Genomic DNA, 13452 nt, shown 5'->3' with positions numbered 1-13452 from the left:
CGGGGCGACGCACGTAACTCGTCGGCACACGAAGGGATCTGTCTCCTCCATGTACACAGCATCGTCCTCCGTGTCTGCCCCGCCCCGGCCCCAGCACCGTTCCGTACCGGTCGGCAGCGGACCGTATCTCGCCCCCGCCTCCCCCACCGCGGGCCGGGCCAGGCGCTGGGCGGGCGGCACCGCTCAGGTGCCCAGCGGCAGAATCGACCTGTCGGGCCCGCAGGGCGCGCAGTTGAGGATGGCGATCGCCTCCGTCCACCGGATCTGCCCGGAGTTCAACCCGGTCCAGGTGCTGCGGCGCAGCGGCCGTTCCGTCCTGATCGTCGGCACGACCGGACGGACCACGGCGGTCGCCAAGTGTTTACTGGACCACTCCCCCGCGTGGGTCGAGCGGTTCCAGCACGAAATAGCTGCCTATCGCTCCTTCGTCCGGCACCGTCCGCCGGTGCGGGCGCCGCGGCTCATCGCCGCTGACCCGGAGAACTGCACGCTGGTGATCGAGCGGATGCCCGGGCGGGCGGCGGCGCTGACGCGCCACCCCGTGGAGGCTCCGCCGCGGGCGGATCTGCGGGCGGCGCTCGGCGCGATCGTGCGGCTTGGAACCTGGCGTCCGCCGGCCGGGACGTTCGACGCCCCGCTCGACTACGCGTCGCGGATCTCGCGGTACCACGAACTGGGTCTGTTCACCGACCGTGACCGGGACGATCTGCAGAAGCTGCTGCACGGTCTGGCGCACGCCGGCGGACGTCAGGGGATGGGCCAGTTCTGTCACGGTGACGCGCTGCTCTCCAACATCCTGCTGTCGCCCACCGGTCCGGTCCTGGTCGACTGGGAGCACGCGGGCTGGTACCTGCCCGGCTACGACCTGGCGACGATGTGGGCGGTGCTCGGTGACGCGCCGCTCGCCCGGCGTCAGATCAGTCAGCTCGCGCAGCAGGCGGGTCCGGCGTCGCGGGACGCCTTCCTGGTGAACCTGATGATCGTGCTGACCCGGGAGATCCGTACGTACGAGACGGCGGTGCAGCGCACCATCAGGGAGGCGCCGCCCGCCGGTTCGGTCCCCGTCCCCTCCGGTGCGGTCTCGCCCGGCGAGGAACAGCGGCGGCTGCTGCGGCGGCTGCACGACGACTGCGCCATGGCACGGCGGGCCGTGCGCGCCGCGGTCGGCACGCGCTAGGACACGACCTGGGCGCGGGTCGGTCGAAGACGCGGGGGAATGCTCCGCGCGCCCGGTGCCGACACATCGGGGGCGCGGGGCATCGTCGTGTCCGGGACGGGTGCCCCGCACCGGCATTGGTCCACTCCACTGACGCGCCGCAGGCCCGCGCGCCGCCGCCGCGAAACTCCGCCATCCGGCCCCTGACATGGGAAGTTTCCTCAGCGGGTGGGTGATTGACGGATCGTCCGGGAGCCGATACCCCTGTACGGGTTCGGCCCCGCACGCCCCCTCATCACCCCCCGGTCCCTGGAGGCTGCCTTGCACCGTTCCGCGTCGCACAGACGGGTCCCCCGAGCGGTGGGCGCCGTGGCGTCCGCCGCTCTGCTGTTCCCGCTCCTCGTCGCCGCCCCCTCCGCCACCGCCGAGCCGGTCGCGGCGGGCACGCTCCAGGAGCAGTTCGCGGAGGCGGCCGCGCGCCGGGGGGTGCCGCCGAGTGTGCTTCTCGCGGTGTCGTACCTCCAGTCGCGGTGGGACGCGCACGCCGGTGCGCCGAGCGTGACCGGGGGCTACGGTCCGATGCATCTGACGGACGCGGTGACCGCCCTCGCCCGGGCCCCGCACCACTCGCACGGCGAGGAGGACGCGCGGGGCGACGAGTCCCGGGCCCCGCGGATCGTCGCGGAGCCGGACGTCGCGCCGCCGACGGCGGGCGAGCTGCCGGCGCGTCTGAAGACGCTGGAGCGGGCGGCGGAGGTGTCCGGCATTCCGGCGGAGGAGCTGCGGACGAGCACCGCGGCGAACATCGAGGGCGGCGCGGCGCTGCTGGCCGCCGCCCAGCGCGCGTCGGGCCGGCCGCTCAGTGCCGACCCGGCCGACTGGTACGGAGCGGTGGCGCGTTATTCGGGCGCCGACGACAGGGCGACCGCGGCGATTTTCGCGAACGACGTCTACGACGTGATCCGAGCCGGTGAGACGCGGACGACGGACAGCGGGCAGGTGGTCACCCTCCCGGCCGACCCGGACATCGCGCCGGCGACCGGGCAGGTGGAGTCGCTCGGGCTGCGGACGGCGGACGCGGGGCGGACCGAGTGCCCGAAGACCGTGGCCTGCGAGTGGATCCCGGCGCCGTACGAGGAGTTCGGCGACGGGGACTACGGCAACCACGACAAGGGGAACCGGCCGGATTCCCAGGACATCGACTACATCATCGTCCACGACACCGAGGCGACCTGGGACGTCACCCTGAAGCTGGTGCAGGACCCGACGTACGTCTCCTGGCAGTACTCGCTGCGCTCCTCCGACGGACACATCGCGCAGCACCTGCCGCTCAAGGACGTCGGCTGGCACGCGGGCAACTGGTTCGTGAACGCCAAGTCGGTGGGCCTGGAGCACGAGGGCTTTCTGACCGCGCCGGACTCCTGGTACACGGAGGCGATGTACCGCACCTCGGCGCGTCTCGTACGCCATCTGGCCCAGCGGTACGACATCCCGCTGGACCGGCAGCACATCCTCGGCCACGACAACGTGCCGGGCACGGTCGCGTCGACGATCCGCGGGATGCACACCGACCCGGGTCCCTACTGGGACTGGGCGCACTACTTCCAGCTGCTCGGCCGGCCCTTCACGCCGAGCGCGGGCCCGGACGCGGGTGTGGTGACGATCCGCCCGGACTACGCCACGCATCAGCCGGTCTACACGGGCTGCGCGAAGGCGGGTGAGGCGTGCGCCCCGCACGGCAGTGGCGCGGTACGGCTGCACACGGAGCCGAGCGCCGAGGCCCCGCTGGTGAAGGACGTCGGCCTGCGGCCGGGCGGGCAGGCCTCGACGACCGGGGTGAACGACACCGGTGCGCGGGCGTCGACGGGGCAGCAGTACGCGGTGGCGGAGCGCCGGGGCGACTGGACGGCGATCTGGTATCTCGGCCAGAAGGCCTGGTTCCACAACCCGAAGGCGCGACCGACGGCGGTGAACGCGCGGGGCCTGGTCCTGACGCCGAAGGACGGCGCGGCGCAGATCCCGGTGTACGGACGCGCCTATCCCGAGGCCTCGGCGTATCCGGCCGGGGTGCCGGTGCAGGCGGTCTCGCCCCTGCCGTACAAGCTGCTCGCCGGACAGCGGTACGTGGTGGGCGACCGCACCCCGGGCGAGTACTACTTCGCACCGGTGTTCGACACCACGGGGCACACGGTGGTGCGGGGCCAGGAGGAGTACTACGAGATCCAGTTCGGCCACCGGGTCGCCTTTGTGAAGGCGGCTGACGTGCGCGTTTCCCACGCCTGAGCAGAGCGGCGGGCAGGGTGTGAGGGGTGTCGCCGGGGTTCCCCACCGGCGACACTCCTTCGGCGTTCATACGACTAATACGGGCACGGCGTGGGCCCTACGGGCGAGGGGTAGGGCTCGGCCGGACACTGCCCACGCGCACGCTCACCGAAAGGCCCCGCACGCATGGCTCAGCCCTTCGTACTGCCGGATTTCTACGTTCCGTATCCGGCGCGGCTCAACCCCCATGTGGAGACCGCCCGGACGCACACCCGGGAATGGGCGCGGTCGATGGGGATGCTGGAGGGCTCCGGCGTCTGGGAGGAGCACGACCTCGACTCCCACGACTACGCCCTGCTGTGCTCCTACACACACCCGGACTGCGACGCCGAGGCCCTGTCACTGGTCACCGACTGGTACACCTGGGTCTTCTTCTTCGACGACCACTTCCTCGAGGTCTTCAAGCGGACCCAGGACCGGCCGGGCAGCAAGGCCTATCTGGACCGGCTGCCGCTCTTCATGCCGATGGACGCGGCGACGGCGATGCCCGAGCCGACCAACCCGGTCGAGGCCGGCCTCGCGGACCTGTGGACGCGCACGGTGCCGTCCATGTCCTCCGCCTGGCGCAAACGGTTCGCCGAGGCGACCGAGCATCTGCTGTACGAGTCGCTCTGGGAACTGGACAACATCAACGCGGGGCGGATCGCCAACCCGGTCGAGTACATCGAGATGCGCCGCAAGGTGGGTGGCGCGCCCTGGTCCGCCGGGCTCGTCGAATACGCGGCGGGCGCCGAGGTCCCCGAGCAGGTGGCGGACTCACGGCCGCTGTGCGTGCTGCGGGACGCCTTCTCCGACGCGGTCCATCTGCGCAACGACCTCTTCTCCTACCAGCGCGAGGTCGAGGACGAGGGCGAGAACAGCAACGGCGTCCTCGTCCTGGAGCGGTTCCTCGGCTGTACGACGCAGGAGGCGGCCGACGCCGTCAACGACCTGCTGACCTCACGGCTGCAGCAGTTCGAGAACACGGCCCTCACCGAGGTGCCGGGCCTCTGCCTGGAGAAGGGGCTCACCCCGGACGAGTGCGCGGCGATCGCCGCCTACGCCAAGGGGCTCCAGGACTGGCAGTCCGGCGGCCACGAGTGGCACATGCGCTCCAGCCGGTACATGAACGACGGCCTGGACACCGGTCCTTCGGGGTTCACGGGCGTTCTCGGCACCTCGGCGCTCGACATCAGGACGCTGTTCGGCCGCCCCGCCGCCGCACGGCTGCGGAGCCTCACCCATGTCCCCCACCAGCAGGTCGGCGCCTCGATCCTGCCCGACTTCGACCTGCCCTTCCCGCTGACGCTGAGCCCGCACCACGAGGAGGCGAAGCGGCTGTCCGTGGACTGGGCGGAGCGGATGGGCCTGCTCGAGGACGTCTGGGACCGCCCGATGCTGGAGGGGTTCGACCTGGCCCTCTGCTCGGCGGGCCTCGACCCGGACGCCACGCCGGAGGAGCTGGAGCTCAGCGCGGAGTGGCTGACGTGGGGAACGTACGGGGACGACTACTACCCCGCGATCTTCGGCCGGTCACGCAACCTGCTCGGGGCGAAGGAGTGCACCGAGCGGCTCAAGTCCTGCATGTCCGTGGACGATCCGGCCGCCGGGGCGGCGATCGCCGTCGCGCCGCTGGAGCGTTCGCTCGCCGATCTGTGGGCACGTACGGTGGCCCCGATGGGTCCGGACGCGCGGGCACAGCTGCGTGAGGCCCTGGTCCAGATGCTCGACAGCTGGATGTGGGAGCTGCACAACCAGGCCCAGCACCGGGTGCCCGATCCGGTGGACTACCTGGAGATGCGCCATCGGACGTTCGGCTCCGACCTGACGATGCTGCTCTGCCGGCTCCGGCACGCGCACGAACTGCCCCAGGCGATCTTCCGGTCGGGGACCGTGAACCGCCTGGAGAAATCGGCGTCGAACTACGCCTGCCTCCTCAACGACCTGTTCTCGTACCAGAAGGAGATCGAGGTCGAGGGAGAGGTCCACAACGGTGTCCTGGTCGTGCAGAAGTTCTTCGACATCGACTATCCGACCGGCGTGGGGATGATCGACAACCTCATGCGCGGACGCCTTGACGAGTTCCTGCACGCCAAGGAGCACGAACTGCCCGTCCTGTACGAGGACTTCGGCCTGGACGCACGGGGGCGGGCGGCGATGGAGGCGTACGTGCGGGAGCTGGAGGACTGGCTGGCCGGCATCCTCAACTGGCATCGCAGCGTGCGCCGTTACGGAGCGCAGGACGTGCACTCGGGCAGCGGGACGGCGCTGCTGCGGCGGGGCCCGACGGGGCTCGGCACGTCGGCGGCGCGGGTGGCGGCGCTGCTCGCCCGATAGCCGCGGGGCCTGCGGGGGCGCCGGGTTCCGGTTCCGGTGCCCCTGGGGCCTGGCGGTCAGGAGGGGCGCATGCCGCGCAGTTGATCCAGTTCGCGGCGCTCGCGCTTGGTCGGCCGGCCGGCCCCGCGCTCGCGGACGCCGGCCAGGGCCACGTGCTCGCGCGGGGGCGGCGGCGGGCTGTTGTCGACGTAGGCCTCGGCGGCGACGGGCGGGCCGACCCGCTTGGTGAGGAGCTGCTTCACCTCGACGATCCGTTCGCGGCCGCCGTGGAAGAGCCGTACCTCGTCGCCGGGCTTCACGGGCTGGGCGGGCTTGGCGCGCTCACCGTTGACCTTGACGTGACCGGCCCGGCAGGCCGCGGCGGCCTGGGAGCGGGTCTTGGTGAGGCGGACCGCCCAGATCCAGCTGTCGACGCGTGCGCTCATCGGCCCCCGCCCTCCCCGTCAGCCCTGCTGGAAGAGCTCGGCGGGCAGCGGCTTGAGAAGCGCGTAGAGGTCGTCGGTGATCGGCCGGTCCCAACTGGCGATCGTGACGAGGACGTTGTCGCTGCGGTCGAACTGCACACAGGAGATCCGGCTCTCGGAGAGCTTCAGGCGGCGCACGATCAGCAGGTTGTCGCCCTGCATGACCGGCATGTCCTCGGTGTCGAGGACCTCGACCGGCTCGTCGTTCTCCAGGGCCGCGAGGAGCTGGGCGACCTCGAAGGGGATCTGCCCGTCGGCGAGCTCCCGCGCGGGGGAGCCCTCGGGCAGGTTGCCGATGATCATCGCGGGGCCGCGGCCGCCGAACAGGTCGTAGCGCAGGAAGACACCCTGGCAGCTTCCGTCGGGGGCGGGCAGCAGGCCGGCGCCGAGGTTGCCGGGCCAGTCCCCCGGGTCCATGGCCAGGACGTCGAAGTCCGGGCCCGCGGGTGTGGCGGCGCTGCGGCGGCGGAGGAAGGACATACGGCCATGGTACGTGCCCCGGCCCACCCCGCGACGCGCCGGGGCACTTCCGTCAGGCGCCCGCCGCGCCGCCCGCGCCAGCCGAAGGCGAAAGCCCCCGGAGCCGGCCTGCGGACCTCCACGGCACCCACCGCGCGACCCGCCGCGGCCGGACCGGGGAAACCCCCCGGAGCGTGCCGGCTCCTCCACGGCGGCCACCGCGCGGGCCGCCGCGGCCGGACCGGGGAAACCCCCCGGAGCGTGCCGGCTCCTCCACGGCGGCCACCACGCGGGCGTCCGCGGCCGGGCCGGCGAAACCCTCCGGAGCGGGTCTGCGGACCTCCGCGCCGGCCACCGTGCGAGCCGCTCCGGTCACTCCCCGGAAGCGCGCCCGCGCCAGTGCCCCGCCGATTGGACGGCCCTCACGGACCGTGACCGGCAGGGCGGGGCGACCGCCCGGTCCGGGCCGCGCCGCCCCCGCGCCGGGGTGGGGGCGGGTCGGGTCGGGTCACGTCAGGTCGAACTCGCCCTCACGCGCGTTGACCACGAACGCCCGCCACTCCGCCGGACTGAAGATCAGGGACGGCGCCTCCGGTCGCCCTCCGTTGCGCATCGCGATAAAGCCCTCGACGAAGGCGATCTGGACGTCTCCCGCTCCCTGGCTGCTCGACCGCCAGTCCGCCTCGCTGAGGTCGAGTTCCGGCTTGTCCCAGCCCGCGAAGGCGTGCTGGGTGGTGGTGGTGCTGTCCGCCACGTCCGTGCTCCTCCCGCATTGCGCTCCGGCGCATCGTCGCCGTCCGGGGCTCAGGTTAGCGAGCGGCACCCCGCGCCGACAGACCTCACGCGCCGGGTGGCCGGTCGCCGACGAGCCACATGGCGAAGAACTGCGCGCCCCCTCCGTACGCGTGCCCGAGCGCCCTACGCGCGCCGTCCACCTGGTGTGCGCCCGCCTGCCCGCGCACCTGGAGCGCGGCCTCGGCGAAACGGATCATCCCGGAGGCGCCGATGGGGTTGGTCGAGAGGACGCCGCCCGAAGGGTTCACCGGGAGGTCGCCGTCGAGTTCCGTCACCCCGGCCTCGGTGAGCTTCCAGCCCTCGCCCTCCGCGGCGAAGCCCAGGTTCTCCAGCCACATCGGCTCGTACCAGGAGAAGGGGACGTACATCTCGACCGCGTCGATCTCCCGGCGCGGGTCGGTGATGCCGGCCTGCCGGTAGACGTCGGCGGCGCAGTCCTTGCCGGCCTGCGGGGAGACGAAGTCCTTGCCGGCGAAGAGCGTCGGCTCGCTGCACATCGCGCCGCCGTGCACCCAGGCGGGCGGCTTCGGCGAGCGCTCGGCGCCCGCCCGGTCCGTGAGGACCATGGCGCACGCCCCGTCGGAGGACGGGCAGGTCTCGGAGTAGCGGATCGGGTCCCAGAGCATCGGAGAGGCCTGCACCTTCTCCAGGGTGATGTCGTGCTCGTGGAGGTGCGCGTAGGGGTTCTTCAGCGCGTTGCGGCGGTCCTTGTACGCGACGAGGGAGCCGACCGTGTCGGGGGCGCCGGTGCGGCGCATGTAGGCCCGTACGTGCGGGGCGAAGAAGCCGCCCGCTCCGGCGAGCAGCGGCTGCTGGAACGGCACGGGCAGGGACAGGCCCCACATCGCGTTGGATTCGGACTGTTTCTCGAAGGCGAGGGTGAGGACCGTGCGGTGGACCCGGGCGGAGACGAGGTTCGCCGCGACCAGGGCCGTGGAGCCGCCGACGGAGCCCGCCGTGTGGACCCGGAGCATCGGCTTGCCGACGGCGCCGAGGGCGTCGGCAAGGTAGAGCTCCGGCATCATGACGCCCTCGAAGAAGTCGGGGGCCTTGCCGATGACGACGGCGTCGATGTCCGCCCAGGTCAGTTCGGCGTCCTCCAGGGCGCGCCGCGCGGCCTCACGGACGAGGCCGGCGATCGAGACGTCCCGGCGGGCGGCGACGTGCTTGGTCTGGCCGATCCCGACGACGGCGACGGGCTCATTGGGCACGGGAGTCCCCTTCCAGGACGGCGACCAGGTTCTGCTGCAGACAGGGGCCGGAGGTCGCGTGGGCGAGGGCCCGGTCGGAGGCGCCGCGGTGGATGCGGGCGGCGGCCTCGCCGAGCCGGATGAGGCCCGCGGCCATCATCGGGTTGGCGGCGAGCGCCCCGCCGGACGGGTTGACCCTCACGCTCTCGTCGAGGTCGAGGGCGCGGCGCAGGACGACCTCCTGCGAGCTGAAGGGCGCGTGGAGTTCGGCCGTGTCGACGGGCCGGTCGAAGGCTCCGGCGCGCTCGGCGGCGAGGCGGGTGGAGGGCGAGTCGGTGAGGTCGCGCACGCCGAGGGAGTGGGCCTCGATGCGGTGGTCCATGCCGCGGATCCAGGCGGGCCGGGCGCACAGGGCGCGTGCCGTGTCCCCGGCGGCCAGGATCACCGCGGCGGCGCCGTCGCCGACGGGCGGGCAGTCGCCGGTGCGCAGCGGCGCGACGACGTAGTCGCCCTGGGGGCGGCGACCGGTGACCTGCGCGTGGGGGTTGGCGGTCGCGTCCTCGCGGCTGCGGGCGGCGACGGCGGCCAGCGCCGGTTCGTCCGTGTGTCCCGCGTCGATGAGCGCTTGCGCCTGGAGCGCGGCGAGCGCGACGGAGTCGGGCCAGAGCGGGGCGAGGTAGTAGGGGTCGAGCTGCCGGGTGAGGACATCGCGTACGGAGCCGGGCGAGGCCTTGCCGTAGGAGTAGACGAGCGCGGTGTCGGCCTGGCCGGTCAGCAGTTTCACCCAGGCCTCGTACAGTGCCCAGGCGCCGTCCATCTCCACATGGGACTCGGAGATCGGGGGCCAGGCGCCGACCCCGTCGAGGGCCATGGTGAAGGAGAAGGCGCGCCCGGCGAGGTAGTCGGAGGAGCCGGAGCAGGTGAAGCCGATGTCGGAGGTCTTGCATCCGGTCTGCCGCAGCACGTCGTGCAGGACGGGCATCACCATCTCGACCTCGGACAGTTCGTCGGTGCGCCGCCGGTGGTCCGACTGGGCGAAGGCGACGATCGCCACCTCACGGTCCGGCGTCCGTGGGTCCGTGGTCACAGCAGCTCCTTGTACGTGTCGTAGTCGGCGTCGGGCTCTCCGCAGGGCCGGTAGTGGTCGGGGTAGCGGCTGCCTTCCGTCCACACCGGTTCGACGCGCAGGCCCATGCGGACCTGGTCGTAGGGGATGCCGCCGATCCGGCCGTGGAGGGCGAGGTCCGCGCCGTCGAGGGCGATGTGGGCGTAGACGTACGGGACCTCGATGTCGAGGTTCTTCGCCTTGATGTTGACGATGCAGAAGGTGGTGACGGTGCCGCGGGGGCCGACCTCCACACGGTCGGTGGTGGCGACGCCGCAGGTGGGGCAGGCGCCTCGGGGCGGGACGTACACCTTCGCGCAGGACGGGCAGCGTTCGCCGACCGTCTTCCGTTCGGTCAGGGCCTGGAGGTAGCCGGTCTGGGCGCGGCCGGGGCTGTAGGTGTAGTCGAGCCGGGCGGGCGCGAGAATTCCGGCGACGTGGTCGTCGAAGGCTCCGTCGTGGGGGCGTGTGCCGTGGGTCTCGGCGCTCTCGTACGGTTCGAAGCAGGCGATGTCGGTGATGGCGCCGGCCCGTTCGGCGGCCCAGCGGACCCTGACCCGCAGGCCGGTGCGGACGGCGTCGGGGCCGGGCGCGTCGAGGGCGTGCAGGAGGGCGGTGTCGGCGCCGTCGAGCCGTACCAGGACCCAGGCGAAGGGGGTGGTCAGCGGCTGGCCGGGGCGGGGCTCGGGGTTCCAGGCCCAGGTGGTGACGGTCCCGGTGGCGGCGACCTCGACGAGTTCGCGGAGTTCGGCGGCGGTTTCGGGGTCGTATTCGACGGGCGGGACGAGCACCCGCCCGTCGGCGGCCCGCACCCCGAGGACGGTCCGCTCGCGCAGCCCGGTGAGGAACGCGGACTGTACGGGTCCGAGGGACCGGGTGAAGGGGAACTCCACGACGAGAGGCGCGCTCAGCACCTCCGGCGCGGGGGTGGCTGTCATGGGCGGGCTCCATTCTGTGGACGGGGTGCGGAGCGGGCGGCGAGACTTTCCGGACACGACCTGGGGTCCGTCACTCCCGGCGGTACACCGGCGCGCGTTTCTCCGCGAAGGCGCGGGCGCCCTCCTTCGCGTCGGCGGTGGCGAAGATGGGCCAGCCGCGCTTCAGTTCGGCCGCCAGGCCCTCGGTCTCGGTCATGTCGGCGGTCTCGTACACCGAGGCCTTCACCGCCTCCACGGCGAGCGGGCCGCAGGCGTTGATCTGCTCCGCGACGGCGAGGGCCCGCTCCAGGGCGGTGCCGTCGGGGACGACCTGGCCGACGAGTCCGATGCGGGCGGCCTCCTCGGCGCTGTACGGGCGTCCGGTCAGCAGCATTTCGAGGGCGTGGGTGCGGGCGATCTGGCGGGGCAGCCGGACGGTCGAGCCGCCGATCGGGAACAGTCCGCGCCTGACCTCGAAGAGTCCGAAGGTGGCGGAGGAGCCCGCGATCCGGATGTCGGTGCCCTGGAGGATCTCGGTGCCGCCTGCGACGCAGTAGCCCTCGACGGCGGCGATGACGGGTTTGCGCGGACGGTGGTGGCGCAGCATCGCCTTCCAGTGCAGATCGGGGTCGGCCGTCATCCGGTCCCGGTACCGCTCGCCCTCCATTCCCTTGCCGGCCAGCGCCTTGAGGTCCATCCCGGCGCAGAAGGAGCCGCCCGCGCCGGTCAGGACGACGGAGCGGATGGTGTCGTCCGCGTCGGCCTCCAGCCAGCCGTCGTGGAGCCCGACCAGCATGGGCAGTGAGAGCGCGTTCTTGGCCTCCGGCCGGTCGAGTGTGAGCACGAGCGTGGCGCCTTCGCGCCGCACGGTGAGGTGTTCGGTGCCACCCATGGGCGTTCTCCCGTCTCCAGACCTAGAACAGGTTGCAGGAGTGGCGGGTCCAGTTCAATAGTTTCCTGACACTCAGTCAGATTCTTCTGTGCGACCCCTTCCACCCGCCGCGCCGCGGCGCTCTAATGACCGCCGAGTCAGTTCGGACACGGGGCGATCAGCGGCGTCAGGAGGAACGGTGGAGTACAACCTTGCCGACCTGTTCGAATCGGTCGTCGACGTGGTCCCGGACCGCGAGGCGCTCGTGTACGTCGACCACCCCGGCACGGGGGCGGAGCGCCGGCTCACCTACGCGGAGCTCGACGCCGCCGCCAACCGCGTCGCCCACCATCTGATCGACTCCGGCATCCGGCCGGGCGAACACCTGGGCCTGCACCTCTACAACGGCGTCGAGTACCTGCAGACGGTCCTCGCCTGTCTCAAGGCGCGGATCGTGCCGGTCAACGTGAACTACCGCTATGTGGAGGAGGAGCTGGTCTACCTCTACAAGGACGCCGATCTCGCCGCGCTCGTCTTCGACGCCGAGTTCACCGGACGGGTCGCGGCCGCCCTGCCACAGACGGAGAAGCTGCGGCACCTCGTGCGGGTGGGGACCCCGGACGAGGGGGCGGCCGCGCTCGACTGCGTGGACTTCGCGGCCGCCGAGGCCGCCGGTTCCCCCGGGCGCGGCTTCCCGGAACGCTCCGCCGACGACCTTTTCATCATCTACACCGGCGGTACCACCGGCATGCCGAAGGGCGTCATGTGGCGCCAGGAGGACCTCTTCTTCGCGGGGCTCTTCGGCGGCGAGCCGGCGGGCGAACCGGTGAAGCGGCCCGAGGAGCTGGCCGAGCGCGTCGCCGCGCGCGGCGCCGGGCTCACCTTCTTCCCCGCTCCCCCGCTGATGCACGGCACCTCGACGCTGACCTCGTTCATCGCCTTCAACTACGGTCAGAGGGTGGTCATCCACCGCAAGTACGTGCCCGAGGAGGTGCTGCGCACGATCGAGAAGGAGAAGGTCTCGAGCGTGTCCCTGGTGGGCGACGCGATGCTCCGGCCGCTCGTCGACGCCCTCCACGGCCCGCTCAAGGGCACGGACCTGTCGTCGCTGTTCAGCGTCTCCTCGTCCGGGGCGATCATGTCGGAGACGGTGCGGGCCCAGTTCCAGGCGCTCGTCCCGAACGTGCTGCTCCTGAACAACTTCGGGTCCTCGGAGTCCGGCTCCAACGGGAAGGCGACGGACGACTCGGGCCCGGAGAAAGGCTTCCGCCTGGAGGTCAACGAGCGTACGCGGGTGGTGGATCCGGTCACCCACGAGCCGGTCCCGGTGGGGACGCCGGGGCGGCTCGCCCAGCGCGGCCATGTCCCGCTCGGCTACTACAACGACCCGGCGAAGACGGCCGAGACCTTCTTCCAGCGGGGCGACGAGCGGTGGGTGCTGCTCGGTGACATGGCCACGGTCGACGAGGACGGCATCGTGACCGTGCTCGGCCGCGGCTCGCAGTGCATCAACACCGGCGGCGAGAAGGTCTATCCGGAGGAGGTCGAGCAGGCGCTCAAGTCCCATCCGGACGTGTACGACGCCCTGGTGGCCGGCGTGCCGGACGCGAAGTGGGGCAACCACGTGGCCGCCGTCGTCCAGCTGCGCGAGGGCGCCCCGGCCCTGGACCTCCAGTCGGTCCAGGCCCACTGCCGCAGCCGCCTGGCCGGCTACAAGATCCCCCGGCAGCTGGTGCTCGCCGACCGCATCCAGCGCTCCCCGAGCGGCAAGGCGGACTACCGCTGGGCCCGTTCGGTGGCGGCGGCCGAGGACACCGCCGCCCGGATGCCCCAGACGCCCCGGACTCCCTAGACGCT

The 13452-nt window shown here is 72.3% G+C and carries 11 protein-coding genes; 4 read left to right on the top strand and 7 right to left on the bottom strand.

Annotated elements, in window-relative coordinates; genetic code table 11:
* Window positions 1-49 precede the first annotated feature (49 nt).
* The 3 genes from ACF06X_RS13745 (at window position 50) to ACF06X_RS13735 (ending at window position 5794) form a co-directional block, all read left to right on the top strand.
* The gene (locus ACF06X_RS13745; protein WP_392287441.1) at window positions 50-1177 is read left to right on the top strand and encodes an aminoglycoside phosphotransferase family protein; all 1128 of its coding nucleotides are present in this window, start codon (window positions 50-52) and stop codon (window positions 1175-1177) included.
* Window positions 1178-1516: 339 nt separating this feature from the next.
* Window positions 1517-3439: an N-acetylmuramoyl-L-alanine amidase gene (locus ACF06X_RS13740; protein ID WP_392287702.1), complete on the top strand. Its 1923-nt coding sequence runs from the start codon at window positions 1517-1519 to the stop codon at window positions 3437-3439.
* Between the two features lie 165 nt (window positions 3440-3604).
* Entirely contained in the window at window positions 3605-5794 is a 2190-nt protein-coding gene (locus ACF06X_RS13735; RefSeq protein ID WP_392287440.1) for a germacradienol/geosmin synthase, read from the top strand.
* A 56-nt stretch (window positions 5795-5850) separates the two neighbouring features.
* On the opposite strand, the gene ACF06X_RS13730 is transcribed toward ACF06X_RS13735, so the two are convergent.
* From ACF06X_RS13730 to ACF06X_RS13700, 7 genes are all read right to left on the bottom strand, one after another.
* The gene (locus ACF06X_RS13730) at window positions 5851-6219 is read right to left on the bottom strand and encodes an RNA-binding S4 domain-containing protein (protein ID WP_392287439.1); all 369 of its coding nucleotides are present in this window, start codon (window positions 6217-6219) and stop codon (window positions 5851-5853) included.
* Window positions 6220-6237: 18 nt separating this feature from the next.
* Window positions 6238-6738, bottom strand: a complete 501-nt coding sequence (locus ACF06X_RS13725; protein WP_030688984.1) for a hypothetical protein — start codon at window positions 6736-6738, stop codon at window positions 6238-6240.
* Window positions 6739-7225: 487 nt separating this feature from the next.
* Window positions 7226-7471 (bottom strand): DUF397 domain-containing protein, encoded by a 246-nt coding sequence (locus tag ACF06X_RS13720; RefSeq protein WP_229818795.1) that lies wholly within the window; start codon window positions 7469-7471, stop codon window positions 7226-7228.
* An 85-nt stretch (window positions 7472-7556) separates the two neighbouring features.
* The gene (locus ACF06X_RS13715; RefSeq protein ID WP_392287438.1) at window positions 7557-8723 is read right to left on the bottom strand and encodes a thiolase domain-containing protein; all 1167 of its coding nucleotides are present in this window, start codon (window positions 8721-8723) and stop codon (window positions 7557-7559) included.
* Window positions 8713-9789, bottom strand: a complete 1077-nt coding sequence (locus tag ACF06X_RS13710) for a thiolase domain-containing protein (protein WP_392287437.1) — start codon at window positions 9787-9789, stop codon at window positions 8713-8715. Before ACF06X_RS13710 ends, ACF06X_RS13715 begins: the two co-directional genes overlap by 11 nt.
* Entirely contained in the window at window positions 9786-10745 is a 960-nt protein-coding gene (locus tag ACF06X_RS13705) for a Zn-ribbon domain-containing OB-fold protein (RefSeq protein WP_392287436.1), read from the bottom strand. The genes ACF06X_RS13710 and ACF06X_RS13705 overlap by 4 nt, the downstream gene beginning before the upstream one ends.
* 70 nt (window positions 10746-10815) lie before the next feature.
* On the bottom strand, window positions 10816-11616 hold the full coding sequence (locus ACF06X_RS13700) for a crotonase/enoyl-CoA hydratase family protein (protein WP_392287435.1): 801 nt from the start codon (window positions 11614-11616) through the stop codon (window positions 10816-10818).
* 178 nt (window positions 11617-11794) lie between these two features.
* On the opposite strand from ACF06X_RS13700, the gene ACF06X_RS13695 reads away from it, so the two are divergent.
* Entirely contained in the window at window positions 11795-13447 is a 1653-nt protein-coding gene (locus ACF06X_RS13695; protein WP_392287434.1) for an acyl-CoA synthetase, read from the top strand.
* Window positions 13448-13452: the final 5 nt, after the last annotated feature.

Source organism: Streptomyces sp. NPDC015346 (assembly GCF_043078785.1).
Lineage (GTDB): Bacteria > Actinomycetota > Actinomycetes > Streptomycetales > Streptomycetaceae > Streptomyces.
Note: the sequence above shows the minus strand (reverse complement) of the source record. Positions and strands in the feature narration are given on the sequence as shown.

Bases quoted from the DNA above. Each gene is read 5' to 3' on its own strand.
- ACF06X_RS13745 (WP_392287441.1), top strand. From the start codon at position 50: ATGTACACAGCATCGTCCTCCGTGTCTGCCCCGCCCCGGCCCCAGCAC.
- ACF06X_RS13725 (WP_030688984.1), bottom strand. From the start codon at position 6,738: ATGTCCTTCCTCCGCCGCCGCAGCGCCGCCACACCCGCGGGCCCGGAC.
- ACF06X_RS13700 (WP_392287435.1), bottom strand. From the start codon at position 11,616: ATGGGTGGCACCGAACACCTCACCGTGCGGCGCGAAGGCGCCACGCTC.
- ACF06X_RS13730 (WP_392287439.1), bottom strand. From the start codon at position 6,219: ATGAGCGCACGCGTCGACAGCTGGATCTGGGCGGTCCGCCTCACCAAG.
- ACF06X_RS13705 (WP_392287436.1), bottom strand. From the start codon at position 10,745: ATGACAGCCACCCCCGCGCCGGAGGTGCTGAGCGCGCCTCTCGTCGTG.
- ACF06X_RS13735 (WP_392287440.1), top strand. From the start codon at position 3,605: ATGGCTCAGCCCTTCGTACTGCCGGATTTCTACGTTCCGTATCCGGCG.